This window comes from Hyphomicrobium sp. CS1GBMeth3, from assembly GCF_900117455.1.
Classification (GTDB): Bacteria; Pseudomonadota; Alphaproteobacteria; order Rhizobiales; family Hyphomicrobiaceae; genus Hyphomicrobium_C.
Genome location: NZ_FPHO01000003.1, coordinates 934,348 through 959,779, shown reverse-complemented (window position 1 = coordinate 959,779; position 25,432 = coordinate 934,348). Strand labels below are relative to the sequence as shown.

Genomic DNA, 25,432 nt, shown 5'->3' with positions numbered 1-25,432 from the left:
GCCGCGCCCAGCATGCACAGGTTCAGTACGCTGGATTTTGTGCCGGTTGCTGGTCCTTCAGCAGGCGATCGAAGAGACGCAGGCACAGCCAAACGGCGAGGCATCCGAAGAGGATGCCGCCCGCGAGGTGCGCGGCGAGCACGCCCTCGGCGCCAGCCAGCCAGCTCCCGAGATGCACGAGCGGAATGGTGCCGATGGTGGCGCGGCCCCAGTTGAGCAGTGTGGCGTAGTGGGGAAAGCTCAGCGTGTTGAAGACGGCGTTGACGACGAACAGCGCCCCCATGAACGCGAACAGCGGCGCGAGCCAGAGGTTGAACAGGCGGATCAGCGTTGCCGCTTCGCCCGTGGCGCCGAAGGCGTTGACGAGGCTTGGCGACAGGAGCGCCAGTGCGATCCAGGCTACGGCCGTGAAGGCGACGTTGACGCCGAGCGCCAGCTTGAAGGCCTCGCGCATGCGTTCGCCTTCGCCGGCGCCGTAGTTCTGGCCGATGATGGGGCCGATGGAGGCCGACAGCGCGAAGATGGCGCCGAACGCTACCGGCATGATGCGCCCGATGATGGCCCAGCCCGCAACCGCGCCATCGCCGTGGGCCGCGATCGCGGCGGTAACATAGGCGTTGGATGCTGGCGTTGCGACATTGGTCAGGATCGCGGGGACAGCGATGGCAGTGAAGGCCGGCGTGTCGGCCACGAACGCGGGCAGGCGGGGGCGCGCAATGAGCCGGTGCACGCCAATGACGCCGTAGAGGCCCACGGCCAGGAATGCGAGGCGCGCAGAGACGGTCGCCCAGGCGGCGCCGTCGATGCCGAGGCCGAGTCCGAATATGAAAATCGGATCGAGGATCGTGTTGACCACGGCGCCGTAGAGCGTGACGTTCATGGCGCGGCGCGCGTCGCCTGCTGCGCGCAGGACTGCTGCCGAGGTCATGGCCACGGTCAGCAACGGCACGGACGGTGTCAGGATGTAGAGATAGCGCGCGGCGAGTTCGTGGGTACGGTCCATGGCGCCCATCAGCGTCAACAACGCCGGGATGGCGAGAAAGACGAAAAGCGCCGTGACGCTGCCGAGGACGAGGCTTGCAAGGTGAGCATTGACGGAGAGGCGGCAGGCCCGTGCACGACGTCTCGCGCCGAGGGCGCGCGAGACGAGGGCGCTCGAGGCGATGGCAAGGCCGATGCCGATCGAGATGGTGAAGAACAGGATCGAGCTTGCGTAGCCGACGGCTGCGAGCACGGCCTGATCCTCGAGCCACGACAGAAAGACGATGTTGGCCAGGTCACTGAGGAAGATCGCGCCGAGGCCAACGCCGCCGGCCCCGCTCATAATCAGGATATGACGCAGGAGCGAACCCGAGACGAATTTCGGTTGCGCGTATGTGGGCGCTGGCGCCTCGGGTCGGGCGTCCATGAACACGTCCTCGGATTTGTCCTCATGAGCCGCTCGAGACGCGGCGCGGGAGGCGGCTACAATCGTTTGCGGGCTTTTATGGCTGCCGCCAGCGTGCCCTCGTCCAGGTAGTCGAGCTCGCCGCCGATGGGAACACCCTGGGCCAGGCGCGAGACGACGACGCCGGTCGGCGCCAGCTGCTCGGTCAGATAGTGGGCGGTGGACTGGCCTTCAACCGTGGCGTTGAGGGCCAGGATGACCTCCTTGGTATCGCCGGAGGCAGCGCGCTCGACGAGGGTCGCGATGTTCAGGTGATCGGGTCCGATGCCGTCCAGCGGCGACAAGTGGCCGCCAAGCACATGGTAGGTGCCGTTGATCACGGCCGCCCGCTCCAGCGCCCAGAGATCCCCCATCTCCTCGACGACGACGATCATGCTCTTGTCGCGGCGATCGTCGCGGCAGATTGTGCACGGCGATACGGTGTCCAGGCTGCCGCAAACCGGGCATTCGACGATTGTACGTACGGCCGTGCTCATGGCTTCCGACAACGGGATCAGCAAATCCTCGCGGCGCTTCAAGAGGGCGAGCGCGGCTTTACGGGCTGAGCGCGGGCCTAGGCCCGGCAGGCGTGCCAAGAGCTGAACGAGCCGCTCGATCTCGGGGCCGGCGATTTTTTTCGACATTTCTGCTTCTTGCTGACGGTCTCGTGCGCGAGACCTATCCCATTTCGGGCGGGACTGGAATATTTCCGGCGCCGGCGCGCAAACGGCTGCCCACACGCACGATCGATGCGGGTGTCCGGCTGCTCTGCTACGCGGTTGCTTTTGGTCCGGATCTCAAGTCAGCGACTGATCCAGTGCGCGTGCGCGTCTCAAGGTGCGCTTCGGCTGGATGATGTTTGCAGGCTGGGCGGCGGCAGCTTCGACGGCAAATCGCCTGTAGTCCGTCGGCGTCAATCCATAACGGTCCTTGAAGCGCCGCCCGAAGTGCGAAAGGTCCGAGAAGCCCCAATTGAACGCGATCTCGCTGATGGACCGGTGGGCCTGTGTGCGGTCCTCAAGGGCGTTGCGGCAGCGCTCAAGGCGGCGCTCCAAGATGAAGCGCTCGATCGAGGTGTGTTCCTCCGCCAGCAAGGTATTGGCGTAGCGGACTGAAATTCCGGCTTCCGCTGCGACGCGGTCGGGCTTCAGGCCGGGCTCGGTGAGGAGGCGTTCGACGGTGGCCTTGAGCCTTACGAGGGCGGTGGCGCGCGGGGAAGAGAGTGTCGGGCCTCTGTTTTCCTCGGCCGTGAAGGCCAGTGCGACGAGGTCCAGCATCTGCTCGGCAACCTTGACGCTTGTCGTGCCGTCGATCTTCTCGGCCTGCTTGGGCAGAAGCTCCAGGAAGCCCATCGCCAGGGCGCCGATGCCGCTTTCCGCCGTGATCGGCCGGGCCGTCAGACCGGCAACATTGCCGACCCGGGCCTCGAGCCGGGCGCGCGGGATGCGAACTATGAGGTGCGAGCAAAACGACTTCAGGTCGACTTCGAACGGACGTTGTGAATCTACCAGGAATAGCCCGCGCCCATGAATGGTCACGTCCCGCCCGTCTTGAGCGATCCTGGTTTCGCCTGCGCGGACCATGCTGATCAGAAGATCGCCGTTGTCGGAGCGGGCGGCTGCTCGCTCGGTGCGGCGGACGCGAGCAGGTGCAGCATCAAAGATGGCCATACCGACCCCCGGCAGGGTTGCGATTTGAACGCTACCCGTGAACGAGGCGACGTCCTCGGCCTGGAACTCATGTTCCACGTAGCCGCGCGTCGCGACTTCGAGCCAGTAGCTCAGCCGTTCGCGAGGGTGAACGTCGTGCGTTGAGTAGATCATCCGCTGGCCATTTCTCGGATAACTGCCCCGTCAGTCGACAGATAAAGCCGTGTGGTGCGAGCGCCACCTCACCCTTTGCTATTTCAATACAATTCCCGAACTGAGGTGTCGACGGACGATTCTGCATAGCAGCAAATCGTGGCATGTCAGGCTCTTCGAAATGCAACTACACCGCGAGCAAAGGAACGGTAGGGCAGCTATGGCGCGTAACTCAACTGAAGCAGATCTGGGGCAGTCGCCTCTGCATCTGTTCCACCGCGCGGTCCAGGTGGTGACCGAGATCTATCAGGCCGAGATGGCGAGCTACGATCTCACGGCCCGCCAGTACGCCGTGCTCTTCGCACTTGCACACTCGGATGGCATGAGCCAGAGCAGGCTGGTCGATGCGACCGGGATCGACCGCTCCACCATGGCGGACATCGTTCGGCGGATGCTCAAGAAGGGCATTATCCAGCGTAAGCGCGACAAGGACGACGCGCGGGCTTACGACGTGAAGATCACTGAGGAAGGCCAGCAGCTCTTCGAGTCCGTGGCGCCGATCGTACGCCGTATCGAGGAGAAGCTTCTTTCCTCGCTGAACGGCAAGCGCGTCGATGAATTCCTCGACAATCTCGGATTGATCGTCGGGGGCGCTCCTGCGGCGCCGGTCGGTAACGGTCACTTTGCCGAGGCCGACGCCCGGAAATAGCCAGGGCCCCGCGATATCCGCTCTTTTTGGTCAGGCCCGGTCTTCCGGGCCTGATGCGTTTCCGCTTCGTTAAGGATGCCGTTACGGCTCGCGGTTAGGATCTTGCCGTCGGCCCTGGGGCTTTTTTGCCTTGGGGCAGGCTCGGGCAAGCTCTCGGCCGCAGGATTGGCTGCCGAAAGTGCGATTCGCGGCATCGCTGCCGCGCGGGTGCAGGCGGCAATCGGGGCGACCGCGTCAAAGAGCCGGCGATGATCTCCACTTTCGTTTCCTATCGCATGTTGACCGCCGACCTCGCCAAGTCGACGCAGCGGACGCTGTCGAGCGCGCAGGTGGCGCGCGAGCACGCCTACTACAAAGAGAACATCGGCAAAGTTCAGTCAGTCGATGATCTGCTCAAGGATCAGCGTCTTTATGCCTATGCGATGAAAGCGCATGGGCTCGAGGACATGACCTATGCCAAGGCATTCATGCGCAAGGTGTTGGAGAGCGACGTCAACGACGCCAACAGCTTCGTGCGCAAGCTCGTCGATTCACGGTATCTGGCGTTCGCCCGCGCGTTCAATTTCAATGAGGACGGGACGGTAAATGCCGGAACGCCCGTCATTCAGGATGCGATGGACCTCGAGAACATCGTCGGGCTCTACTCCGAGCAGCGCATGCGCAAAGGACAGGCGGCCGCCGCAGAGGTCGAATACTATCAGGCGCGCATGGCGACGATCACGTCGGCGGACCAGTTCGTTGCCGACGAGCGTCTGTTCACGTTCGCGCTGACCGCGTACGGCATAGATGCCAGCATCGCCTCCACGTCTGCGATCAAGAGCGTGATCACCGGCGATCTGTCGGTGGTCGCAACCTCGCCCAACTATGCAAAATACGAGAAGCTCGCGGCCGCGTTTTCCTTCGGAGCCGACGGTAGCGTGGCGGCCGGGCAGGCGCAGACGGCGGCGAAGCTCAACGAGACGATCTATTTCAACTACGATGAGACCGGTGCCGGGGCTTCCCCCGCCGCTGCCGCCTTCAAGACCAGCGTCTATAACGGCTCGATCGCGAACGTCACCTCGGTTGACGATCTCCTCTCCAATCCCATCCTGCGCGAGTACGTGCTGGTGGCGGCGGGCATCGATCCCATCCTGGTCTCGGACCAGATGGTGCGTGACATGCTGACCAGCGACCTCTCGGATCCGGACAGCTACGCGAACACCAAGCCGGAGTATGCGCGGCTTGCGGCGATGTTCAATTTCAATAGCGATGGGTTGCTCGATACCGGCGTGCCGGCGCAGTCTGCTGAGCAACAGCAAACCCTGATCGACGGCTACTTCGCCAACTACGAGGCGAAGGCCCTGGACAGCGAGGTGTCGAGTACGAAGGACTATCGGTTCGCGATGACGTTATTCTCGTCGGTTGACGATATCCTGAAAGATAGCCGGGTTTTCAATTATGTGATGAAGGCATTCGGTCTCGATCCGGACGAGGAATCGAAGGTCAAAATTCGCCAGGTTCTGACCAGCGACACCAGCGATCCTTTCAGCTATGCCAGGAGGCTGCGTGACTCCCGTTACGTGGCGCTCGCGGAGGCCTTCAATTTCGGTGCCGACGGCAAAGCGCAGGGTCCGCTCCAGGCACAGTTCGCCTCTTCGAAGTCCGAGGCGATCGCGCTCTACACCGAGACGCTCGGGCCGTATGATCACCAGAAGGCGGCGGGCGAGGTCGAGAGCGATTATTACAGCGCCACGATCGATACCATCGAGACCGTGGATCAGCTCATCGCCGACAAGCGCCTCGTCAGCTTCATCAAGACCGCCTACGGCTTCGGCCGCGAGGCGATCAGCGACGGCATGCTGCGCCAGATCCTGAGCAGCGATCTCGACGATCCGCGCAGCTTCGTCAACACCGGCACCAACACGCGCTTCCGCTCTCTCGCGGAGGCGTTCAACTTCGGGACCGATGGTGTCGCGAAACGCGTCACGCTCGGCCTGGCACAGGACGCCAACTCTCTGAAGGACACGCAAGACCTCTATGTCCGCCAGACCATGGAGCAGAACGCGGGCAACGAGAACCAGGGCGTGCGCCTTGCTCTCTACTTCCAGCGTAAGGCTTCGAGCATCACCTCCGCCTACAGCATCCTCGCCGACAAGGCTTTGATGGAAGTGGTGATGACGACGCTCGGCATTCCGGATGCCGCGACGCAGGCGGATACCGACGTGCTCGCGAAAATGATAGCGAACCGCATCGATCTCGCGGACTTCAAGGATCCGGAGAAGGTCGAAAAGTTCCTGGCGCGCTTCGCGGCGCTCTACGACATCGAGAACCCGACCACGACGGACTCCATTCCCTCCATGCTGCTCGGCCAGCAGGAGGTGCTTGGCTTCGGCCAGGATCTGCTGGCCAGCATTCAGGCTATGAAGGTCCGCATCTAGGCGTCGCGCAGAGCTTCACGGCCTCGCCCGGATTCAATCTTAAATAGAATTTTTCCCGCTGACTTCGGCGCGCGGCGACGTACGCTGTCGTAAGTCCTCATTCGAATAATCGTTATTTCTCCAAACTCTAACGATCAGCTTTTCGTGTTATTTCCCCAACTCTTAGCCAAGTTCGTGCTGTACGTATACAATTTATGGTTGCACAATAGATTTCTCACCCCTAGAACTTGCGCACGAGCAGAAAGGCGGCAATCGCCCGCGCGTCGCTACTCTGAGTTGTCGGCCTTTCGTGCGCCACGTTCGTCATTTGGCTCGGGGGATATGCGATGCCAGATCTGGAGACACGCCTCGCTGCGCGTCCGCTTTATCTGCAGGTGCGCGACGTCCTGGTGCAACGGATCATCGTCGGACATTGGAAGCCCGGCGCGTCGCTTCCCAACGAAACGCAACTTGCCCAGCAACTCGGGATCAGCATCGGCACTGTACGCAAGGCGCTGGATCTGATGGAGGTCGAACGCATCGTCACGCGGCGGCAGGGGCGGGGCACGTTCGTCAACGACTACGCGTCGTCCGAGACGACATTTCCGTTCTCAATGTTTCACAATTTCGAGGGGCGGCGTATCTCCGGAACCAAGCATGGCCGCTCGATCTCGCGTGTGCAAGCCTCGGCCGAGGAAGCGGCCAAACTTGGATTGAGGCGCGGCGACGAGGTTATCCGTGTCGAGCGAACGCGCGATCACGAGGAGCAGACGTTTCTCACCGAAGTGTGTCTGCTGCCGGCGAAGCTGTTCACCCGCTTGCCTGAGGATTTCGGCAGCTACCGCCTTTCGGCGCTCGCTCAGCTCAACTCGATCCTGGTCGGCCGGGCGGACGAGATTGTCGATATCGCGCTTGCCACCGAGCAGCAGGCCCGCGATCTCGATATTGCGAAAGGAACGCCGGTGCTCAGGCTCGACCGGGTCATTTTCTCCGATCAAGACGAGGCGCTTGAGTGGCGCGTCGCCTACTGTTTCCTGCGCCACGAGCGGTATCTGGTGCGCTTCAATTGATACCCTGCTCTATCGGTTGATGACGCAGCAGCCCTGCTGAAAGACCTCGTCGTTAGAAAGCAGCACCTCGAAGGCGTAGTCGTAGTCTGACATGCCGTCCGAGCACCAGCTCTGGCGGGAGACCGTGGCCTGATACTTTTGCCCGCTTGCATCCTTCAGCCGATAGAGCAGCGGGAACAAGCGTGCGGTGGATGGCTGGACGCTCTCGGTGGTCAGCTTCGTTTTTGATTCCGGGTCGGAATACTCGCCTTTGGATGGGCCGAGCGTGACGCCCCAGAACGGCTCGGTTCCGGAGCAGCTGAAGGTCTCGGTCTTGAGATCGGCGGGATCACCCGCTTCGAGAAACTTGCCGTTCACCCATCCGCGTGTCTCGCCAACCACGACTTCGAACCAACGCTGCGCTCCGACGCTCTTCGAGCGGCCGGTGCCGAGGACGTCCTTCGTGTCAGCAGGGAGACTTGCGATCTCTTTCCAGTCGGAAAGCTTGCCGCCGTCGAACGGCTCCTCGCGCACGACGAGCTTGTCGGCCGCCGCGACGCCGGTGATGCGATAGCTCTCGAATGCGTGGGCACCTGTTATGGGCGCGGCGGCGCACAGCAGGGCTAGGCCGGCGCGGAAAGGTTTAAAGATCTGGGGGCTCATGGCGATGATGCGGGCTCGGCGGAGAAAGAAGGAGCCGCGTTCATGCCACGAGATCAGCGTGCGGACAACTGAAGCCATCTGGCCGTTGGTGCTGGCTGAAGCGGGTTTGTTGTGGCGACGTCATCTCTTCGCAAGGCAAAGCGGGCGGTACGAACCTAGTGGGCTCGCTCGTCGGAGGGGCATTAATCCGGTTGCAGAGATCATCAATGTTGCCGTTGTGCCGACATCCTTCGGACCGGTCCTTGGTGGACTTTCGAAGAGCTCTCCTTTGCAACGCGCTCAGCGTTTTCCAGGAGCTCATTGAGACCTCACACGAAATCCTGACCTGCTGACCTATGCGTGTCGGATTACGTCGCGAATGTTTACGCACCCATAAGGACGCAAACCGATACCTCTGGCAAAAGATCAGTCCGCACACATACAGTTTTGATGGGCGACCTGTGATTTTTGGTCGCTGAGCTAGAAGACGTTTTTTTAAGCTTTTCTCTGGGAGCACTTTCATGCGCGACACCCGCGAACCGATCAATGTCGTACAGGCAACGAGTGCCGAAGCCGCACAGGAAGCGCCGGCCGATTCCTCACGCCTCAACAGACATCGCGGCCTGTGGAGCTTCCTGACGCGCAGCTTCTTTCTCGGTCAGATGCTTGTTGCCCTTCCGGCCCTCAGTCGCGGCGCACAAGCCAGCCAGGTAGACGGCGACATTGGAGCTGGTCTGAACGCGACAAGCGATCCATCTGCATCAACACCCTTTGGGCCTGCTCAGCATCTCACGGTAACAGGGGCGGACGATCTGGCTATTTCCAGCGCTGCGAACACGGAGCCCGCTGCGACCATAGCAGGCACACCGCCGCAAGCCTTCAGCGCTGTCGACGTCTCCCCTGTTGGCGGTTTTCAGACGACCGCGTCGCTAACGGTTGGTGCTGCGACTCAAGGCAGCAGTACGCTCGTAACAAGCAGCAAAAGCATTCAGGGGCCACTGCCCAACGTTGCTCTTCCCGAGCAACCGCCTCAGTCGGGCGGCCCGATCGCTCCCGAGCACCCGGGCCACGGTATCAATCCGGTCGAAACGATTGTGGAAACGGTGGTGGTCACGGTTTCTGAGCCTAGTGAAACGATCGTGGAAACTGTGGTCGTTACGCTCCCTGAGGTCGAGACGGTTGCCGGAACCGTGGTCGAGCCTGTTCTCGATATCGTGGATGACGTCGGGAGCATCGTGGAAGAAGTTCTCAAAGGTGTCGACGACACCGTTGACGCCATTGCGGAGCTCGTCGACGATACTGTCGATACGCTCCTTTCGACGGTCGACGAGACGATCGATGTCGTCTTCGATGTACTTCAGGGCGTCACGGGGGCGTTGCCACTCGTCGGCCCGGTTCTTGCCGAGATCATAGACTTTCTGGATGAGGTCGTTTCTCCAACGCTGGAGGACGTGTCGACAACCTTGAGCGGCGCTGTCGACGTTGTGACGGACACGCTCGTTGAGGTGGGGGGCGTTTTTTCTGCTCTCGGGGATGCCATTGGCTCAGATGTCATTCCGGCCTTTACCGAGACCTTGTCGAATGCTCTTTCCGATCCACTCGGCGCGCTCGTGGGGCTTGATGTCGGAGACATTGTCGCGCCGGTCGAAGATGTGGTGTCGAGCGGCGCCTCATTTGTCGACACGCTGCTCGATGGCGTCGGCAATCTTTCGATCGTGCCCGTGGCTACGTTGACCGAGCCTCTCCTCGAGGTCGTGAACGACGTCGGTGCCGTCGTGGAAGACGTTCTCGAAGCCGTGGACGAAACCGTCGGCGTGACTGCTGATCTCGTCGATGACACCGCCGATATCGTCGTTGCAACGATCGATGAGGCCACGGATCTCGTCTTCGATGTCGTTCAGGACGTCACGGATTCAGTGCCGCTCGTCGGCACGGAGCTAACCGAGGTCACGGACGTCGTAGAGGATATCGTATCTTCGGCGCTGGTGGCTGTAACGACCACCGTGAGCGATTCCGTCGACGTCGTGACAGAGATGCTTGCTGATGCAGGCGGCATTTTCTCGGCGCTTGGCGAAGCCATCGGGTCGGACGTTGTTCCAGCTCTTACCGACACGGTGTCGGACATCTTCTCCAATCCCTATGTCGAGAACGGCCTACACACGGATCTGGGTGTTGTCCTGCAGTCTGACATCATCGTTCCGGTCGACGACGTGGTGTCCGGCGTCGACTCTGTCGCCGACACGCTGCTCGATGGCCTCGGCGATCTTGCAGGAGGCGATCAGGACGCAATCGGAACTCCTGCCTTCAGTCTAACAAGTCCATTGAGCGGGCTTAAGAGCGGGTTTGCCGACCTATTCGGCTAATTGCTGCTCGCAACGATGGGCGCGCCGCGGCGTCGCTGATCGTCGTCGGGGCACTGCCAGGCGCGGCTAAAGAGGAAAAGCGCGAAGCCGCCTCAGACGCCGCCGACGGTAAAGCGCCGGAGCCCGTGGCCGATAAGAAGCCCGGCCGTAAGCGCTCGCGCGCGCTAGACGACATCCTCGCGAAGATCGAAAGCGCCGGCGGCCAGCTCGAGGGCTCGATTGACGAGATTGGCGGGCGGCTGGGCTTGTCGCGCTCATCCGCCCATCGCGCACTTCACGCGTTGGACGGCTCGGCGCTGTAAGCCTTGCTACGAGCGCTGCGGGGACGTTGGTGCAGTTGCGGGCTTAAAAAGGGATCTCGTCATCAAAAGGCGAGGTCTCCTTTCCCTTCCTGGCGGGGCGCGGAGGCGGAAGCTGCTTCGTCTCCGCGCGACCAAGCGCCTTCTTCGTCGTCGCAGCGATGCTCGCGATTTCCTTTTCGAGATTGTTCTCGTCTTGAAGGATGACCAGAACTTGGTGAACGGCGTCTCGCAGCTTCGTGTCGCCGTCCCATACCTTGGCGACGATATCAAAAACTGCCGAGAGGGGCGTTCTAACCTTTTCGATTTCTCGCTCTAGCCGCGAGATGGCGCCCAAGATGTCTTGCTTCTGCCAGTCCGCGACACGCTCCGAGTCGACGATGCTGCGGAGTTGGGCGAGATGGAAGCGCAGCTTTTCTTTGGCTACCGGGCCTAGAGCTACGGTGTTGGGGTCGGAGGTTGCTCGGGCCGCATGCTCGAACATGATGCGCTGCGAGATCATTGTGGCGGCTGCGCGGAAATCGCGGCAGATCATCGCCCACTCATCTTCGCTTCGCGAGGGCAGCTTCCAATCTGCCAACTCGCTTATCCCGAATGCTTGTGCCGCGGGGAGAACCGCGGACATATAGTCGAAGTCGTCAAAGACATGCGTTTCGTCGAAGTTCGTGGTGGTCTGGAGACGCCTCAAGGCGAGCCGCTCAACGTACCGAAACTGTTGTGTCGGTTCCTTCGCGTGAAGTGCGGCATCTGCCAAATCATCTTCATCGATCATCGCACGGTGTCTCCCGCCATGGATGCAGCATAGGCGGGCGTTGTGTGATTCGTTGGCAGGCTGAGAAATGTCCACAGACTTTGGGTGGTGGAACCCCAGTGGAACCCCCAAGCGTCGCATGCAGCGCTGCGCGCCGCTAGAAAGAACGAAATTACCTAATGGAAAGGGTTGGTTGCGGGAGTAGGATTTGAACCTACGACCTTCAGGTTATGAGACTTAAGGTCATGGAAAATGCAGTGATCTCGCCGCTTTTGGCTCGCTCTCTATTGCTGCATAATTTATATGCAAGTCGGAGAGTTACTGCCTTTTTCTTATTCTGTATGTGAGAGTCGCGCGACGAAGATGGGTCAGGGGATGTCACACTTGATTGCCACGTTATTGCCACAGCCGTAGACAGGTTCAGCGCTTCGTGGTAATCCTTGCCTGAAGGTCATTTACGGGGGGCGCACATGCCAAGGGCAAGCACAAACAACTTCAGCACCGACGGAGAGCTGGTCTCAATAGCGAAAGCTGCGAAGGGAAATCCAAGGACCGAGTGGCGAGACACCACCACGCGCGGCCTTGTATTCATCACGCAGCCGACCGGAAGCTGTTATTGGTACTTGTTCTATGTTCCCAAGACAGGCGAAGGACTGCGGAAGCTGAAGCTAGGCGAGTACAGCCGAGAGTTCAGCCTGAAGAAAGCGCGTGAGATCGCCGTTGCTAAGCGTGCGGATGTTGATCAAGGGGCTGACCCGGTTGTCGCGGCAAAGGCAGCTAAAGCGCGCATTCATGGACTAAGGTTCCGGGGGCTGGCTGAGCGCTTCCTAGCCGAGAACCACCGCCTCTCTGCTTCTACGCGCAAGGTCTATGAGTACGCGCTGAAGAAAGATGCTTACCCGCGTATCGGTGACAAGCTCGTAGACGATGTGACGCGCGAGGACATCATCGGTATCTGTCAGGCCATCGAGAAGCGCGTGAAGGTGGATAAGGACACCAAGGAACGCCACAAGCCAACCTCTCAGTCAGACCATACGAGGTTGACGATCAGTGCCGTCTTTACGTGGGCAGTCGAAGAAGGGTTGGCCAAGTCAAATCCCGCACTTGGCATCAAGAAGCGTGGTGAGAAGCTTGCACGTGACCGCGAGCCTACGGCTGACGAAATCAAAGCGCTCTGGAACGGCATTGAGGATCGCCTGTCTGAGGCGGTGCGCTGCATCATCCGACTTTCAATCCTTACTGGTCAACGGAGAACTGAGGTCGCAGGCGCGCGGGTATCTGAAATCCATGGGCTGGATACTGATGCACCGACGTGGGTGATACCGGGTGACGTAAATAAGCGCGGGAAGCTGATTGAGGGACGGACGAAGAACGGGCTCACCCAAATTGTGCCGCTATCTGTCCAAGCCGCGAAGCTGTTCCGGGAGGCCATGGAGAAATGCGCCAACGGTGAGTTCGTCTTTCCCGCCGACACGGGTCGCGTAAAGGCCGGTAAGAAGCCACGGCTGCCGCATGTTCACGGAGAAAGCGTGACAATGGCGATGCGGCGGCTGCGTGTGGACTTTGAGTTGGATGACGTTTCCATCCACGACATGCGGCGTGGTGTCTCGAACTGGCTCAAAAACGAGGGCGTTTCCCGTGACGTCCGTGACTTGATCCTGAACCACAAAGATCAGAGCGTGACGGAAAAGAGCTACACGCAGAACGCGCGTATGGAGAAGCAAGTTCGGGCGGCGCTACAAGCTTGGGCAGATCACGTGACTTTGATCGTAAGGGGCAAGGCCGCAGGTGGCGACAAAGTTGTGCAGCTACGCGCCTAAAGCCCGATTTGACTCAGCTTGCGGCAGTTCGGACCTCGCGCGCACGCATACACGCGCGTCTGTGCCGCAATCTTCTCAGAACACAGGATTTCTGTGGACGCATTATTTGCGCCGTTTGCTGATTAATCGGAGCTTCGCCACGGATATCGAGACAGCAAATTTCTTCGGGGTATCATGCTGGTTTTCGACGGGCCAATCCATATTTCTCAGTTGCCCCCTGAGTGCATCGAGGCGTGCTGGTTCAAGGGCTATGAGAGCGGCGCAGCGCAAGCTTGGGTTCGGCGCTTAGATGTCCACGTCAACAGACGGAAAGCCATAGATGCGCTGTCAGGCTCTCCGTTCTGGTCGGGCGACAACCCGAGCGAACTGGATGCCGATGAGCTTGCCGCTGCGATCTTAGAGCTAGCCTGTGGCCGCTTCGCTGAATACTTGCATTGGCGCAAACGCAATCCCTATGCTGAGACGGCTCAGTGTCCTCACGGCTCCCCGTACTTTGAGATGTAAGCTGCTGATCAAATCAACGGGCAGGTGCTAGGCGAAACTGAGGGAGCGCATCGTGCGGAGTGACTTCGAATTTGGTCTCCTGATGGGGTTCTTAGCTGGCATGGCGACCGCTCTTATATTTCCTCTCGTCACTCAAGCTTCGTGGCTGAAGGACTGGCAGACGTTGGCGACGGGCGGCATAGCGATATTCGCTGCATTCATAACCGTCCAGCCTGCTAGGCGCCAACTCAAGCTCATGGCTGTGCAGTCGTCCATTATGGCGCGCGATAGCTTAGCCGCACGCTTGCGTGAGACAAAAACGCGGGGCGCAACATTAGTGCTCGAAGTGAATAAGCTACTCGATGACTGGCGCCGCGCTGCTCCTTTTGGGGATCACCTCGAACGAAAAATTGAACCTGAATGGGCTTTCGATGCCGAGAAAGCCGTAACGCGAGTGCGCGACCTGATTAGGTCTGATCGCCTCGCGAAGAACGATCCCGCGCATTTAGACGAAAGCAAAGTAGCGTTGCAGAAGTGTCTTAGCGCTTTGAGCAAGTGCCTACGCGACATTCATTTCCCGGACAGCGCTGACTTAGCTGATCCTGCACGAGGACATTCGGACCAAGAACGCTCAGAGCTGCAGGCGGAACTCGATAGTGCGGCTGAGATCGCTTTGAATCTTCTCGGAACGCGGTATTCTGACGTAGACAACGCACGCATTGCTCTCCGACAGGCCTATGCGGCGCGAGTGGCCGATTTGCGGAGACGGCTACGAGCGATCGATGATCTCATAGATGAGAGATCGATGGGAGATCGCGAAGGAGGGCGGTGACAGCAAAGCATTCGAATGATTGGGGCGGGCGGAGTTTAGCTACTAGCTACTCGCGACCGGACAACCGACCTACGGATCGCACCAACTCGGGGTAGGTTCTGAGGACGCTTCTTCCATCGAGTTGTGGCGATACTCCACTGCCAACCTTATTCAACTCTTCGAGGAAGCGGTCATACACCCAACCACGCACACCCTCCTCCCTCCTAGCTACGTTGACAATATCAATGAGCTTTGAGCCTGCGCGCTCCAAAAGACGTTGCGTAGGTTCAAAGATTCCCGCGCGAACTGGCTGTCCGTTCTGTCTTTGCTTGGTTGGTAGGAAGATGTTGGAACCTGCCCATTGCTTTTGAAGCTCACCCGCATCGAACCGTGCAAGGCTGTCAAACAAAGACTTATCGCTTCGGCAGTAAGCAACGGTCAACGGGAGCAAGTAAGCAAGCTCCAATCGCGCTCCCTTGCTTTGATAGGGCCATATGGTTATAGCACTTCGAAGCACATCCATGCAGCGTTCAATCTCGCGAAGACTGAGTTTGAAAGCCTGGGCGACACCGGATGTGTAGCCGACGTGATCATTCAATACTGGCGAAGACAATAAATCGTCGGGCACCTGATACTGGCCGAACTGAGTCGCGATGAAGTCGTTTGGATCGGGTGTCGCAAACTTGTAGGTTCGGTCGAAGAACCGCAGCAAGTAACCCGATCCGTCAAAACCTGAGCCATAGATTGCGCTGACTGCATGCCGCAACTGTTCAGTGTCAGTCGCCACAACGAATACAATGTCTTCAATATCGAAAAGATGTTTGACGCGCTCCAACAGCGCAATAGCGTAGGAGGGTCGGCAACGGTCAAGCTCATCGACGAGCACGAAGAATGGCCTGCGAACACTCTTTAGCTCTATAGCTTTAGAGAGCTTCTGCTTAAAATCGGTTATTGTTTCTTTCGCGATCTCAAACTTTTGCAAGGCAGCGTCGGCGTAGTGACCGACGATGTCTTCGACGGCTTCCTCCGAACTCTCTTCGATCTGGCTCGCGGCGGCATCCGAGATGGCCTCCGATATGTCGTCGATACCCTCTTGCCCAATGAGCCGTTTGGTCAGTCCGATCGCGGCATGCTTGGCTGCGGTAACGGCTATCTTGCCCGACGCTCGTTTGACGGCTGCTAATGTTTTAGATGCTTTCTTCCCTTTCGCGATGAGCGCAGTCTCTATTGCTATCATCATCGCAATCAAAGGATCGTCGGCGTGATCGTCCTCCCATGCGTTGACGTAGGCAACTGAGTAGCGTTCCGACAGATCTTGCTTGAAGCGCTCAAGGAAATAGGTTTTCCCCTGCCCCCAGCCGGCGTCGAGATTTAATACGTATGCTCGCCCCGCTCCCCGTGCTCGACGTTCCTCAACACGACTTACGAGGAAATCGCGAAGAAACACGCTGTCGTGCTGTCGGCCCAAGCGATCGTCGGCCCAACGGTCGCCATTTAAAGGTTTCGTACTCATGCTCGCTGTCCGATTGACACTAGCCGTGATCAGTATACGTCGGTTTGGACCGCTCAATGCTTATGGCTCAAACATCGGCGATTTGCTAAGAAACCCTGAATGGACGGGCACGGCATTCAACGAGTCAGCCGCTCTATCACCAGCACCCACAACATCCCCGCACCTAATATCGCTAGCGCAGCTTTCCACTTGAAGAATTGTCCTGACTTCCGCGCCTCGCGGTTCTCCTTTCCCAGTGACCCATGCGCTTTAGTCAACCCAGCGGCTTCTTTTCCTTCATCAGCATACACGTCTTCGGCACTTCTGGCGGTCGCGTCTCTGGCGGTACCACATACGGTCCACTGCACTTTCGCCGTCCCGTCCGCACTTGAGCGAAACCGCAGTCCGCCGACACCATCGCAACAAAGCGATCAAGTGTCATGTCGGCCCCGCACTCTTTGATCAAACGCGCACGCCGATAGCGCCCTTTGCGCGGGCAATACCGACACGCCAGGTCGATGAATTCATACGGATACGTTCCTAGCGTTGGCTCACGCACACTCACCTCGCAAGTCGGTGACCGCTCGCCATCAAGACGGAAGCGGGAGCGGGGGAAAGCTTCAGTCGAGAACGCAGGCGAGCGGCTTGACAGCAGTAGCATCTATGGAACAAAAAGGGAACACGCAATTTATGGAGGTAAGTTAGATGACCGAGTTGAACCGAACACATGCCGCGCTTTTCGATGAGCTAGAGCGCCAAGGCATCTACTGGGCCGATGTCGTCAAGCACACCCAGGCAGCGTTGGCAGCGCAGACGATTATCGCGAGCGCGCACGGTTCGGCGTGTGGCGTCGAGCCCTATCAACGATGCGAGACGTGCGAGTAAGCTGCTGTGGTTCGGCGCAAGGGAGAGATGACCAAATCCGCAGTTGATCGGGGCTGGCCGTACCAAGTGGCGCTCGAAGCGCGGCTAAGCATGGGCGACCGCTACTACACAGTGCACTACTTCTGCAAAGAGCTGAGCCTTTGCCCACGTGGTCACGGCTTCTATCGCGACGGCAAAGACTTCAATGTGTACTGCTTTGCAGAGCGAGAGCACGCCGAGCAATTCCGCGCGAAGTTCGGTGGTGAGCTTCACGACGCTACGTTAGAGCCGCGATGGTGGCGACAACCGTGGCGGTAACCAAGCTCTTGCGCTAGGTTCGGAGCACAATGTTGGTGTCGGTGACTCTCAGAATGGCTCGTAAGCCTCATGTATTTCAATCACGCGATGAATTGCTAGCTGCGCTGGCCAGTAAGAAAAATGCCATTGCGGTTGCCAAGCTTCTAATGCCGCGAGAAGCGCCTATCAAAGCGCTCGTAACGCAGAGCGTGAGCGGAAACACGTTTAGGGCGTTTGCAATCAGAAAGTTTGGGGTGAGGCCTTCTGAGGTCTACCGAAACTGGGCATCTCACACCCTAAAAGACGATCTGCCAAGGTTCGCGGCTTTTGATACGGAAATGGAGTTGCGCAACTATTTGTTCGAGCGTGCCGAGAGGCTTCAGGCGCGCTGGTTAGAAGCGACTGGTGGAAAGCACTCGCTAGGTTTTGGGCGCGCCACTAAATTGCTGAACCTGTCCTTCAAGGTCGTCAGCGGTTCGTCAATGCTACCGCAGACGCAGCGTACTGCTCTCCTACGTATGCTAGATGTCCCGCTGGATAGCTTTACTCTTCGAGGTATCCGCCTGCTTGCTCCGCAGCTTCGTATTACAAGACACGCATCGATGAGGTTCGTAACGACGCGAGAGCAGTATGTGGAAATCCAGACAGTCATCCGAGAACTTTGCAGCCCCGACTTCTTTCCAATCCACTACGAAACCGCTGCCTGGGATTTGGCACACGACACATCCGAGAAAACTTCATGAACAAAGTGTCGAATCTGGCCCTCCTCATTCAGATCGCGGTGTGCACAAGTGTCCTTGCCGTCGAGAGCGAATTGCATACCCCTAACCCAGGCACCCCGGAGCGCAAGGCCATCATGGACGCCATCCGCTTAGGAGTTTGCCGCGAAACGATTTTCAAGGTCCATCATCTCAAAATCATGAGGCTCGATAAGAGCGCCATTGCCGTTGCCGAGGTCTCGGACGCATCGGAACAAACCGAATGCGGGGGCATAGTTTTCCTGGAAGCGCTCAATCAACAATGGCGTGCCAATTTCCTGATGGACGCAGGGGGCGGCTCGGCCTTATGCACCGACGCCAAATCGATTCATGAAACCGTACTTGCGCGGATCGATAAATTCGGGTCACCGCGCACCATCCTGCCTGCGGGGTTTTGGCTCTCTCTTAAGGAAGCCACTGACGGAGCTATCAGCCCCGATATTGGATGCGGTAACGCGGAGAAGCTTTAGTCACACGTGCTTTAGATTATGTGCACCCTCTACGCCAATACCAAACCACGCGAGCTGATACGCAACCTCTTTCTCGTGTCAGACAACCGCGCCGCAACGTTCGAACCTAAAGACGCGATCCTTCCGAGTGACAGTGCGCCAGTGGTTCGTTTGGCTGACGACGGCGAGCGCGAGCTTGTGAACCTGTCGTGGGGCTTCGTTCGCCGTGAGCCAGGGAAAGCACCACGCCGCGTCGTCAACACGAGAGATGAGCAAGTGCGAGGCAATCCATTCTGGCGCGAAAGCTTCATCAAGCGACGTTGCCTTGTGCCAGTGACGGCCTATTCCGAGCCCAAAGGCGTGAAGCCTGCGACTTGGTACTGGTTCGCGATCAATGATGCTGACGACACGCGTCCGTTGTTCGCTTTCCCTGGCATCTGGCGTCGCTACTCCGGGCCGCTCAAGACAGACGGGCCAGAAGTCGAGCTTGACGTGTACTCGATCATGACGACCACGCCGAATGAACTGACGGCCTCGATCAATCACGAACGCATGCCGGTGCTGCTCACGTCGGAGGCGGAGTGGGAGACGTGGATGCAGGGAACGCCCGCTGAAGCATTTGCGCTATGCAAACCTTGCTTAGCGGATGCTATGCGGATTGTTGGGTCGGGGCTGGAAAGGCGGGATAGCCTGTCGCGCATTGCCTAGGCCGCTTTAGCGCGTGTCCGACCTCTCAGCGCGCTCCGCGAACATTTTCGCAAGATCGGGAAAAGCGTCGGCGGTCACGGCGAAGCTCCGATAAAAAAAAAAAATCGAAGCATCGCTCAAACGGATTATTGCGCAGACGGCTGAAGAACGTTAATCTCGTCTCACGTTCTGGAATTTCTTTCGACTAAGTTTTACTAGCTGCGCTCGCCGCCGCACTACGTCCTTATCAAAAAGCAAAATTTCCGAGGGTTCGATGGACCATAAGCATGGGCACCACGGGTGCTGTGGCTGCTTTTCGTCATTCCAACTCAACCGCCGAACTTTCCTGGCATCGACAGCAGCTCTCACGCTGGCTGGTAGATCGGCAGTCGCGCAAGAGCAATGGAGCTTCGACCTTGAGAACGCGTGTAGCTTCTACCCTGAGGACGAGTTGGAGGCGGAGATCTATACGTTTGGATCTGTGCAGCAGGCTCAGGAAGTAGTGCAGAAGATTGCGGATGCAGTCGGCCTCGAACCAAACTTCCAAGTCTTACAGGCCAACGTCCCAAATGCGTCGGCGGTCATCCAGAACGGTCAGCGCTTCATCCTCTATAGCCAGGTCTTCATTGCTCAAATCACTCAGTCCGCAGCGACCGAATGGGCATCGTGGACGATCATGGCTCACGAGGTTGGTCACCATCTCAACGGCCACACGCTTTCCGGAGCAGGAAGCCGACCGCCGATAGAACTACAGGCTGATCGCTTCGCTGGGCACGCCGTGGCTCGAATGGGCGGAACATTGCAGCAAGCGCAATCGCCCTACCAACAGATGGACCCTGCAGGATCTCCCACGCATCCTCCGAGGAGTGCGCGGCTCGAAGCCGTTACGAAGGGCTGGACACAGGCGCAGAATGGCAAAGCACCTGACAAACCGAAAAACGAACAGCCAGGAGTGGGAGACGTAGCCAACACGCTCAAGATAACGATCGAACAGATACGAGCCGGGACACCCCCCTACAATAAAATGACGCCGCAGCTCGCCTCTGCCGTCCAGCAACAATTGCAGATGGTAATCGCGCGCATCCAGCAGTTGGGAGCCGTTAGGAGCACACAACAAAAGCAGCAGCAGACCGGTCCTGACGGAGCGACATACTACCAGTTTGATGTCGGTTTCCAGAATGGCCAGACGACGTGGCAAATCGGATTGATGCCGGATGGAACAATGACCGCGCTGTATTTCCAATGAGATGGCCGGAGGGCCATCAGACGTTAGCAGGATATCTTTCTGGAACGGATCGCTTTAGCATCCTCATCGACGCGTCCCCACGATGCCAAACGTGTTGCCACCGGCTATCATTACGTTGCTGTCAGACGTAGTGGCTGGCCAGATAGGGCTGGCGTCATATCTGAAAACGGACGGAGCATATTGGCCAGTGGATTTGGCAACAGCCGCTGTCGCGCGTTGTCGTCTACACTTTCGCAATTGTACAATCTTCAGATCAACCATGCTGTCTCAACTCTGCCCCCGCTCGATGGTAAGCTGAGAACACTGCGTGTTGCGACTTCCGTCGATCATCCACAGGCATAGTTGCGAAGCTTACTGATCAATTGTAGGTTCGATGAGGGGGCGCACTATGTTTCAGCGTCACGCATTGATTGCTTTAGCTCTTTCCGTTTCTGGATGTGCCACGGTAACTGCGCCGCCAGTTGAGCAAGCGCTTGTGTCCGAGCAAGCTTGGGTAACCTCAGACAGACAGGAAACATCCGAACGTTCGCGCGTTATTGTTGGGGCACCTTCCTCATTGCCTACGCAAACCGCGCAAGTTGATGCCAGTCCACATGTTTCCGAGACAGGTCCGACCGAGAAAGCTCCGCGGCCGAAGAAGTCATCCGATCTCAGTGACAGCGTAATCATTCAACAACTGATCGCTGGGTCTCGCACCCGCTATCCGGGGAACTGTGCTTGTCCCAATGATCGCGACCGAGCCGGACGGCGTTGCGGTGCCCGAAGTGCATATTCAAAGCCGGGAGGTTATGCGCCGCTCTGTTATCCGCGTGACGTAACGGCAGAAATGATCCAGAAGGCGCGGCGAGAGATGAGGCTCTAGCGTGCGGGAGGTGACTTGGTACATCTACCGTGACGGTGCGCAGTATGGTCCGTTCTCCGATCAACAGTTCCGCGATTTATGCGACAATGAGCAAGTTTATCCTGACGACTTAATATGGCGTTCGGGGCGGGAAAGTTGGACTCGCCACGATCATTTTCATGCACGTACAAAGACGCCGGAAATTCAGTTGGCTTTGCGGGTGCTGGTTCGAAACATCATTTCGCGGTTTGCTAGGTTCGCAAGGACTGTTCGAAACATCTTGTTCGACCCGGCAGTCCTGGGGCTACAGCTAATTGACCAGCGTCCCGGAGATACTTGGCGCGCGGTGAGCTTTCACGTCAACATATTCGTGTTCCTGTTCGCGCTGTCTAATGCTCTGTCGTCCATTTCGTACTTTGGCGGACTTTCCCAATGGCGGGCCGTTTGGCAGCACGCTACCCAAGTAGTCCTTGGTGCGCTGATTTTCTATCTGCTGAACATAGCATGTCGCCAGCGGGTTCGAGTGTCAGGAACAGCTCAGTCGGTACTCTATGTTGACGGTGTTTTCCTGATTGCGCTTTCTATCTTTAACCTCGCCATCGCAGCGGTTATTTTCGGATTGGTGGGTCAAGGTGGAGACGTCGATATTATCGAGACGGAGTACCAGAGGTGCTTGGCGGAAAGCTCCCCTATTTACAATTTCCTGCACGGCAAACAGGTGTTCTATACGCACGCTGAGTATTCTCCCCTAGCAAGCTCTCTGGACTGGGTCAGAGAATACTCAGATTTCATTCTCTTCATTCCGTTTTGTTATCTTATCGCGAAGGCGCTCAATGCGCGGTACGGTGCGTCGGTACCGCTAAACGTATTATTGGCGCTACTTGCTTATGTAACTGTCACTTTTGGCCATGCGCAGATTAAATCCACTATTGGCAATATTGCCGCCTCGAATTCAGGATGCATACAGAGGATCGTTCCGGAAGTTACGCGAAAGTACGGATTACAAGTCATTCTCGAACAGTTGCAAGCTCGGATAAAACCAGAATTTGACAAGATGGGCGAGCCAAGCGGGCTGGTGCCAGCACTTAGGCTTGATGGCCTAGTGCCAACTTGGGTGCAGCCGGTTCCCGGCACAACCGTGCTCTCCGACGAGAGAGGTGTTCGTTTTCGTGAGCTTGTTAAGTCGATCTACTGCAGCGAATGGCTGGAATTTCAAGTCATCCGGGAGGCTGGTTTAGGCCTTCGCTACGAAATTGTCGCAAATGAAAGCGGTGGCCTTTTCCACCGGGGACAAATACAACGATCCGAATGTTCTTCGTCCGACAACGAAAATTGAGGTTCGTCGTTCGCTTCGGGAAAAAAGGGCGGTTAGGCACTGGCCGCCCTTGCTGTCGATTTACTTAAGACAGTTCACGCAATCAACCGCAGCATTGTTCCGTTCCGCGTTGCCTCGGCAGCGATCACACCAGCCGTCACAAGGCCGTTGATCGCACGGCGCATGGTGGAGCGGTTCGCACCAATCAACTTTGCCAGACCGCGCTCGCCACTTGAGACTGAGCCACCGCTGACTTTGAGCTGCTTCACGATTGCTGCCTTAACTTTTTCTCGCGTGTGGTCCACGGGCTCAGCAGCCGCCGTCTTTTCAGCGTGAACCACCTGAACCGGCCTGGTCTGGACCGCCGCTGGTTCGTTCTCTTGTTTACGAATTGCAGGAGCTTGAACCGCACGGGCTGGACCAGCGAACGACTGGGCAAGAATGCCTGCCATTGCCGAGCCAACTTCAAGAGCTAGCACGCCAACAAGCACGAGCCATTCTGAAAGTACTGCTGGTGCGACCGCAAATCCGAGGAGCGAAAGATATGCCGATAGCGCCGACGCAGCGGGATCGGACTTGCTGACGGCCTGCATTGACGATTGAGGGATTGAAGGGAGGGGAGTAGCGAGGATGCTCTCAAGCTCGGTGCGGCGCTCGGCTCTTGCTCTCTCTGCTCGCAACGCTGCCACCTTCGGGCAGACTTCGCGCGTCACCTTGCCGTTGATCTCGGCGCATTCGTCTGCACCTGGCGTTAGCAACAAGCCATCGATCTCTGCTTGAAGCTCGGATGCTGGGCGTGTGGAAGGAAGCGCATCAAGTTCAGCCGTTGCTCGCTCGTACCGATCTCGTGCCCGCTGCGCTTCGTCCTCTATGGCGGACGCTGCTTTGATTGAAGCTTCACGGTTTGCCGCGAGGTCTCCACGACTTGTCGCCATTAGAGACAGTTCCGCAGTCAGTGAATAGGCTACCGCCACGGCGGCGAGGATCGCAAGAGCTGCGCCCCGAAAGATGGACCATGAACGGAACGCGGCGAAGGCGGCTGCAACTGACAGGGGCTTTGCCAGTTCGAGCGCGACCGCCATCACGACCATGAGACAGCCAAGCGCGATACCGTGGTGTGCTCCGGTCGTCCAAGCATAGACAGCACCGAAACCAGTGCTCGCGATGACGAGACCGATTGCAGCCGCATTCGCGAGTCCTGCCGACATCTTAGAGGTGATTTGCTGAGATGGTTGTGAGCCGACAGGCAGTAGCAGTCTGAGGCGACTCAAAAATGTCGATGAGTCTGTGCAACTAGTCCAATTGGTGGTAGCGATAGACATGGGTTTCAGTCCTCTCTACGGAAGGATTGAGATCAAGAGCCCTCGGCAGCGCGCCAACGCTTCCGGGGGTTCGCTGTTTTTACGCGGTATTCACTGCGAATTTCTTTCGTAGCTCTCTCGTGCGCACAACGCGGGCAGTCACGGCGGCCTCGTGTCTCGCGAGCAAGTCGGCTAGCTTTTGCGGCACAGCTACTTTGTGCTTACGCAAGAGGCGGAGTGCCGCGAATAAGGCTTTCTTCGTCTCGTTTAGCTCCTGTTCGTGCAGACGATGCCAGCGCTTTCGGTTCTGTTCACGCCGGGTCTGACGATTTATAATTTTCTGTTTCCGCGAGACGTAGGCGACACGCGGTGGTGGTTCGGACGGTTCAGTTTCGATGACCGGCAAACTAACTCGCCGGTCTTGACGGCTGCCTGAGTAATCTTTGACGACAAGCTCAAATGGCTGCTGAAGCCTGGGCATATCCAATTCCGAAATAGGCGCGCCTTCTAGGACGTGCACGAACCTGAGGACGGAGGCCAAGTTCAGCAGCCTTGCGCCGCTTAATCCGCTCGTCCTCGCGATATTCTCGGTACATTTCCCGCAGCTCAGCTAGAGTGATTGTCCCGGCGCAGAGATCGAGGATTTCAGCCATATGGGCTACGCTCATTCTGATCCAATTTGGAAGGGCGTCGTTCGTTGTCCACTCATGCAATTTCGTCGCTGCGGTTGATAGGGAGGCGGCGAGGCTGTGTTGAATGTAATTCATAGCGATCTCCATTTGCGTGACGGCTTCAGTTGCCGTCTAAAGAAACACTGCTTCGCCGCTGCTCTTGCAAATATATTTCCTTCTCCCTTGATTGGTTGCGTCGACTCCTGTGACTCCGAAGACTCAAATTTCATCTCAACGCGTAAGAATTACTCTCAATCGAGAAAGTCTTGCTCCAAACAGTGGAAGGTTCGAGAACGTACGTATGCTCCCGAACCTTTACCCGCTGTCTTGCTCAGCAGCTTCGGGCTAGTCGCTCATCGCAAATCTCTTCGCACGATTTGCCGTCGTCGCAGCGCCACCGGATGAGGTTGCAGAAGTATTCCCACGCTCGGACACCGCGCCACAGCGTATCGTCGTAATCCATTGGGTCATCGGTTTTCGATGGAACCCAGGGAGGATCGAGCTTCCAGAACTTGCGGCTCGACGGCCCGATATATTTTCTTCCGCTGACACCGCCGCGCGGATTGCGGAACTGGTCAAGGGTGAGCTTCACGCCTTCAGAAGTCACGTAGCGATAAACGTCAGACTCGACATCACGCCACTTCAAAACTTGATCGTTCAAAATCATTTCCTCAAAAATGGACTCGCACACCGGAGGCGCGTCGTGGCCAAAGAAGCGGTGTGCGAAGGTTTAGATTAGCTTTGGATACGCAGCAACGAAGCCCGCCATCATCTCGACAAGCAGCTTTGCGCTTCCGACTTTGCACCCTGCCTTCCGAAGCCAACGCGGAACTTTCTCGACTTCGCTGAAGGGGATAAGCTTGGCTTCGAGGTGGTTACAGGCAGGCGGCATGTACGCAACTAGCCACGACGTGCCAGTAGTCGCGAGGACGTGGAACCAGCTCGCGATGAACGTTCCTG

The 25,432-nt window shown here is 58.1% G+C and carries 24 protein-coding genes; 15 read left to right on the top strand and 9 right to left on the bottom strand.

What is annotated here, in order from left to right; genetic code table 11:
* Positions 1–22 precede the first annotated feature (22 nt).
* From CS1GBM3_RS11750 to CS1GBM3_RS11740, 3 genes are all read right to left on the bottom strand, one after another.
* Entirely contained in the window at positions 23–1,408 is a 1,386-nt protein-coding gene (locus CS1GBM3_RS11750) for an MATE family efflux transporter (RefSeq protein WP_072395504.1), read from the bottom strand.
* A 56-nt stretch (positions 1,409–1,464) separates the two neighbouring features.
* Complete coding sequence (gene recR, locus CS1GBM3_RS11745) at positions 1,465–2,070, bottom strand: recombination mediator RecR (protein ID WP_072395502.1); 606 nt, start codon at positions 2,068–2,070, stop codon at positions 1,465–1,467.
* Positions 2,071–2,223: 153 nt separating this feature from the next.
* Positions 2,224–3,249: an AraC-like ligand-binding domain-containing protein gene (locus tag CS1GBM3_RS11740; protein ID WP_072395500.1), complete on the bottom strand. Its 1,026-nt coding sequence runs from the start codon at positions 3,247–3,249 to the stop codon at positions 2,224–2,226.
* Between the two features lie 199 nt (positions 3,250–3,448).
* On the opposite strand from CS1GBM3_RS11740, the gene CS1GBM3_RS11735 reads away from it, so the two are divergent.
* The 3 genes from CS1GBM3_RS11735 to CS1GBM3_RS11725 all read left to right on the top strand — a co-directional run bounded on the left by CS1GBM3_RS11735 (position 3,449) and on the right by CS1GBM3_RS11725 (position 7,403).
* Entirely contained in the window at positions 3,449–3,937 is a 489-nt protein-coding gene (locus CS1GBM3_RS11735) for a MarR family winged helix-turn-helix transcriptional regulator (RefSeq protein ID WP_072395498.1), read from the top strand.
* 248 nt (positions 3,938–4,185) lie between these two features.
* On the top strand, positions 4,186–6,354 hold the full coding sequence (locus CS1GBM3_RS11730) for a DUF1217 domain-containing protein (protein ID WP_072395496.1): 2,169 nt from the start codon (positions 4,186–4,188) through the stop codon (positions 6,352–6,354).
* A gap of 326 nt (positions 6,355–6,680) precedes the next feature.
* Positions 6,681–7,403, top strand: a complete 723-nt coding sequence (locus CS1GBM3_RS11725) for a GntR family transcriptional regulator (RefSeq protein ID WP_072395494.1) — start codon at positions 6,681–6,683, stop codon at positions 7,401–7,403.
* 9 nt (positions 7,404–7,412) lie between these two features.
* Here the strand turns inward: CS1GBM3_RS11725 and CS1GBM3_RS11720 are convergent, their stop codons facing one another.
* Complete coding sequence (locus tag CS1GBM3_RS11720) at positions 7,413–8,123, bottom strand: hypothetical protein (protein ID WP_072395492.1); 711 nt, start codon at positions 8,121–8,123, stop codon at positions 7,413–7,415.
* Between the two features lie 422 nt (positions 8,124–8,545).
* Between CS1GBM3_RS11720 and CS1GBM3_RS11715 the strand changes: the two genes are divergently transcribed.
* Positions 8,546–10,387: a hypothetical protein gene (locus tag CS1GBM3_RS11715; RefSeq protein ID WP_072395490.1), complete on the top strand. Its 1,842-nt coding sequence runs from the start codon at positions 8,546–8,548 to the stop codon at positions 10,385–10,387.
* 125 nt (positions 10,388–10,512) lie between these two features.
* Positions 10,513–10,689: a helix-turn-helix domain-containing protein gene (locus tag CS1GBM3_RS19570; protein ID WP_139247898.1), complete on the top strand. Its 177-nt coding sequence runs from the start codon at positions 10,513–10,515 to the stop codon at positions 10,687–10,689.
* Between the two features lie 43 nt (positions 10,690–10,732).
* Here CS1GBM3_RS19570 and CS1GBM3_RS11710 read toward each other — a convergent pair whose 3' ends face one another.
* The gene (locus tag CS1GBM3_RS11710) at positions 10,733–11,533 is read right to left on the bottom strand and encodes a hypothetical protein (protein ID WP_139247897.1); all 801 of its coding nucleotides are present in this window, start codon (positions 11,531–11,533) and stop codon (positions 10,733–10,735) included.
* Between the two features lie 374 nt (positions 11,534–11,907).
* On the opposite strand from CS1GBM3_RS11710, the gene CS1GBM3_RS11705 reads away from it, so the two are divergent.
* The 3 genes from CS1GBM3_RS11705 (at position 11,908) to CS1GBM3_RS11695 (ending at position 14,572) form a co-directional block, all read left to right on the top strand.
* On the top strand, positions 11,908–13,257 hold the full coding sequence (locus CS1GBM3_RS11705) for a tyrosine-type recombinase/integrase (protein WP_072395486.1): 1,350 nt from the start codon (positions 11,908–11,910) through the stop codon (positions 13,255–13,257).
* Between the two features lie 174 nt (positions 13,258–13,431).
* On the top strand, positions 13,432–13,761 hold the full coding sequence (locus tag CS1GBM3_RS11700) for a hypothetical protein (protein ID WP_072395484.1): 330 nt from the start codon (positions 13,432–13,434) through the stop codon (positions 13,759–13,761).
* A 52-nt stretch (positions 13,762–13,813) separates the two neighbouring features.
* A complete protein-coding gene (locus CS1GBM3_RS11695) occupies positions 13,814–14,572 on the top strand; it encodes a hypothetical protein (protein WP_072395483.1) in 759 nt (252 codons plus the stop codon).
* A gap of 46 nt (positions 14,573–14,618) precedes the next feature.
* On the opposite strand, the gene CS1GBM3_RS11690 is transcribed toward CS1GBM3_RS11695, so the two are convergent.
* Entirely contained in the window at positions 14,619–16,064 is a 1,446-nt protein-coding gene (locus tag CS1GBM3_RS11690) for a KAP family P-loop NTPase fold protein (RefSeq protein WP_083567500.1), read from the bottom strand.
* 684 nt (positions 16,065–16,748) lie between these two features.
* Between CS1GBM3_RS11690 and CS1GBM3_RS11685 the strand changes: the two genes are divergently transcribed.
* From CS1GBM3_RS11685 to CS1GBM3_RS11650, 7 genes are all read left to right on the top strand, one after another.
* Positions 16,749–16,928 (top strand): hypothetical protein, encoded by a 180-nt coding sequence (locus CS1GBM3_RS11685; RefSeq protein WP_072395480.1) that lies wholly within the window; start codon positions 16,749–16,751, stop codon positions 16,926–16,928.
* A gap of 27 nt (positions 16,929–16,955) precedes the next feature.
* Positions 16,956–17,225, top strand: a complete 270-nt coding sequence (locus CS1GBM3_RS11680; RefSeq protein WP_072395478.1) for a hypothetical protein — start codon at positions 16,956–16,958, stop codon at positions 17,223–17,225.
* Between the two features lie 53 nt (positions 17,226–17,278).
* A complete protein-coding gene (locus CS1GBM3_RS11675; RefSeq protein WP_139247896.1) occupies positions 17,279–17,947 on the top strand; it encodes a hypothetical protein in 669 nt (222 codons plus the stop codon).
* The gene (locus tag CS1GBM3_RS11670; RefSeq protein ID WP_072395474.1) at positions 17,944–18,432 is read left to right on the top strand and encodes a hypothetical protein; all 489 of its coding nucleotides are present in this window, start codon (positions 17,944–17,946) and stop codon (positions 18,430–18,432) included. Before CS1GBM3_RS11675 ends, CS1GBM3_RS11670 begins: the two co-directional genes overlap by 4 nt.
* Before the next feature lie 18 nt (positions 18,433–18,450).
* The gene (locus tag CS1GBM3_RS11665) at positions 18,451–19,119 is read left to right on the top strand and encodes an SOS response-associated peptidase (protein ID WP_072395472.1); all 669 of its coding nucleotides are present in this window, start codon (positions 18,451–18,453) and stop codon (positions 19,117–19,119) included.
* A 253-nt stretch (positions 19,120–19,372) separates the two neighbouring features.
* Positions 19,373–20,344, top strand: coding sequence for a M48 family metalloprotease (locus tag CS1GBM3_RS11660; protein ID WP_072395470.1), 972 nt, complete (start codon positions 19,373–19,375; stop codon positions 20,342–20,344).
* An 863-nt stretch (positions 20,345–21,207) separates the two neighbouring features.
* Entirely contained in the window at positions 21,208–22,521 is a 1,314-nt protein-coding gene (locus CS1GBM3_RS11650) for a DUF4339 domain-containing protein (RefSeq protein WP_072395469.1), read from the top strand.
* A gap of 74 nt (positions 22,522–22,595) precedes the next feature.
* On the opposite strand, the gene CS1GBM3_RS11645 is transcribed toward CS1GBM3_RS11650, so the two are convergent.
* From CS1GBM3_RS11645 to CS1GBM3_RS11635, 3 genes are all read right to left on the bottom strand, one after another.
* Positions 22,596–23,708, bottom strand: a complete 1,113-nt coding sequence (locus CS1GBM3_RS11645) for a hypothetical protein (protein WP_072395468.1) — start codon at positions 23,706–23,708, stop codon at positions 22,596–22,598.
* A gap of 548 nt (positions 23,709–24,256) precedes the next feature.
* Entirely contained in the window at positions 24,257–24,568 is a 312-nt protein-coding gene (locus tag CS1GBM3_RS19565) for a hypothetical protein (protein ID WP_139247895.1), read from the bottom strand.
* A 235-nt stretch (positions 24,569–24,803) separates the two neighbouring features.
* Complete coding sequence (locus tag CS1GBM3_RS11635) at positions 24,804–25,133, bottom strand: hypothetical protein (protein ID WP_139247894.1); 330 nt, start codon at positions 25,131–25,133, stop codon at positions 24,804–24,806.
* Positions 25,134–25,432: the final 299 nt, after the last annotated feature.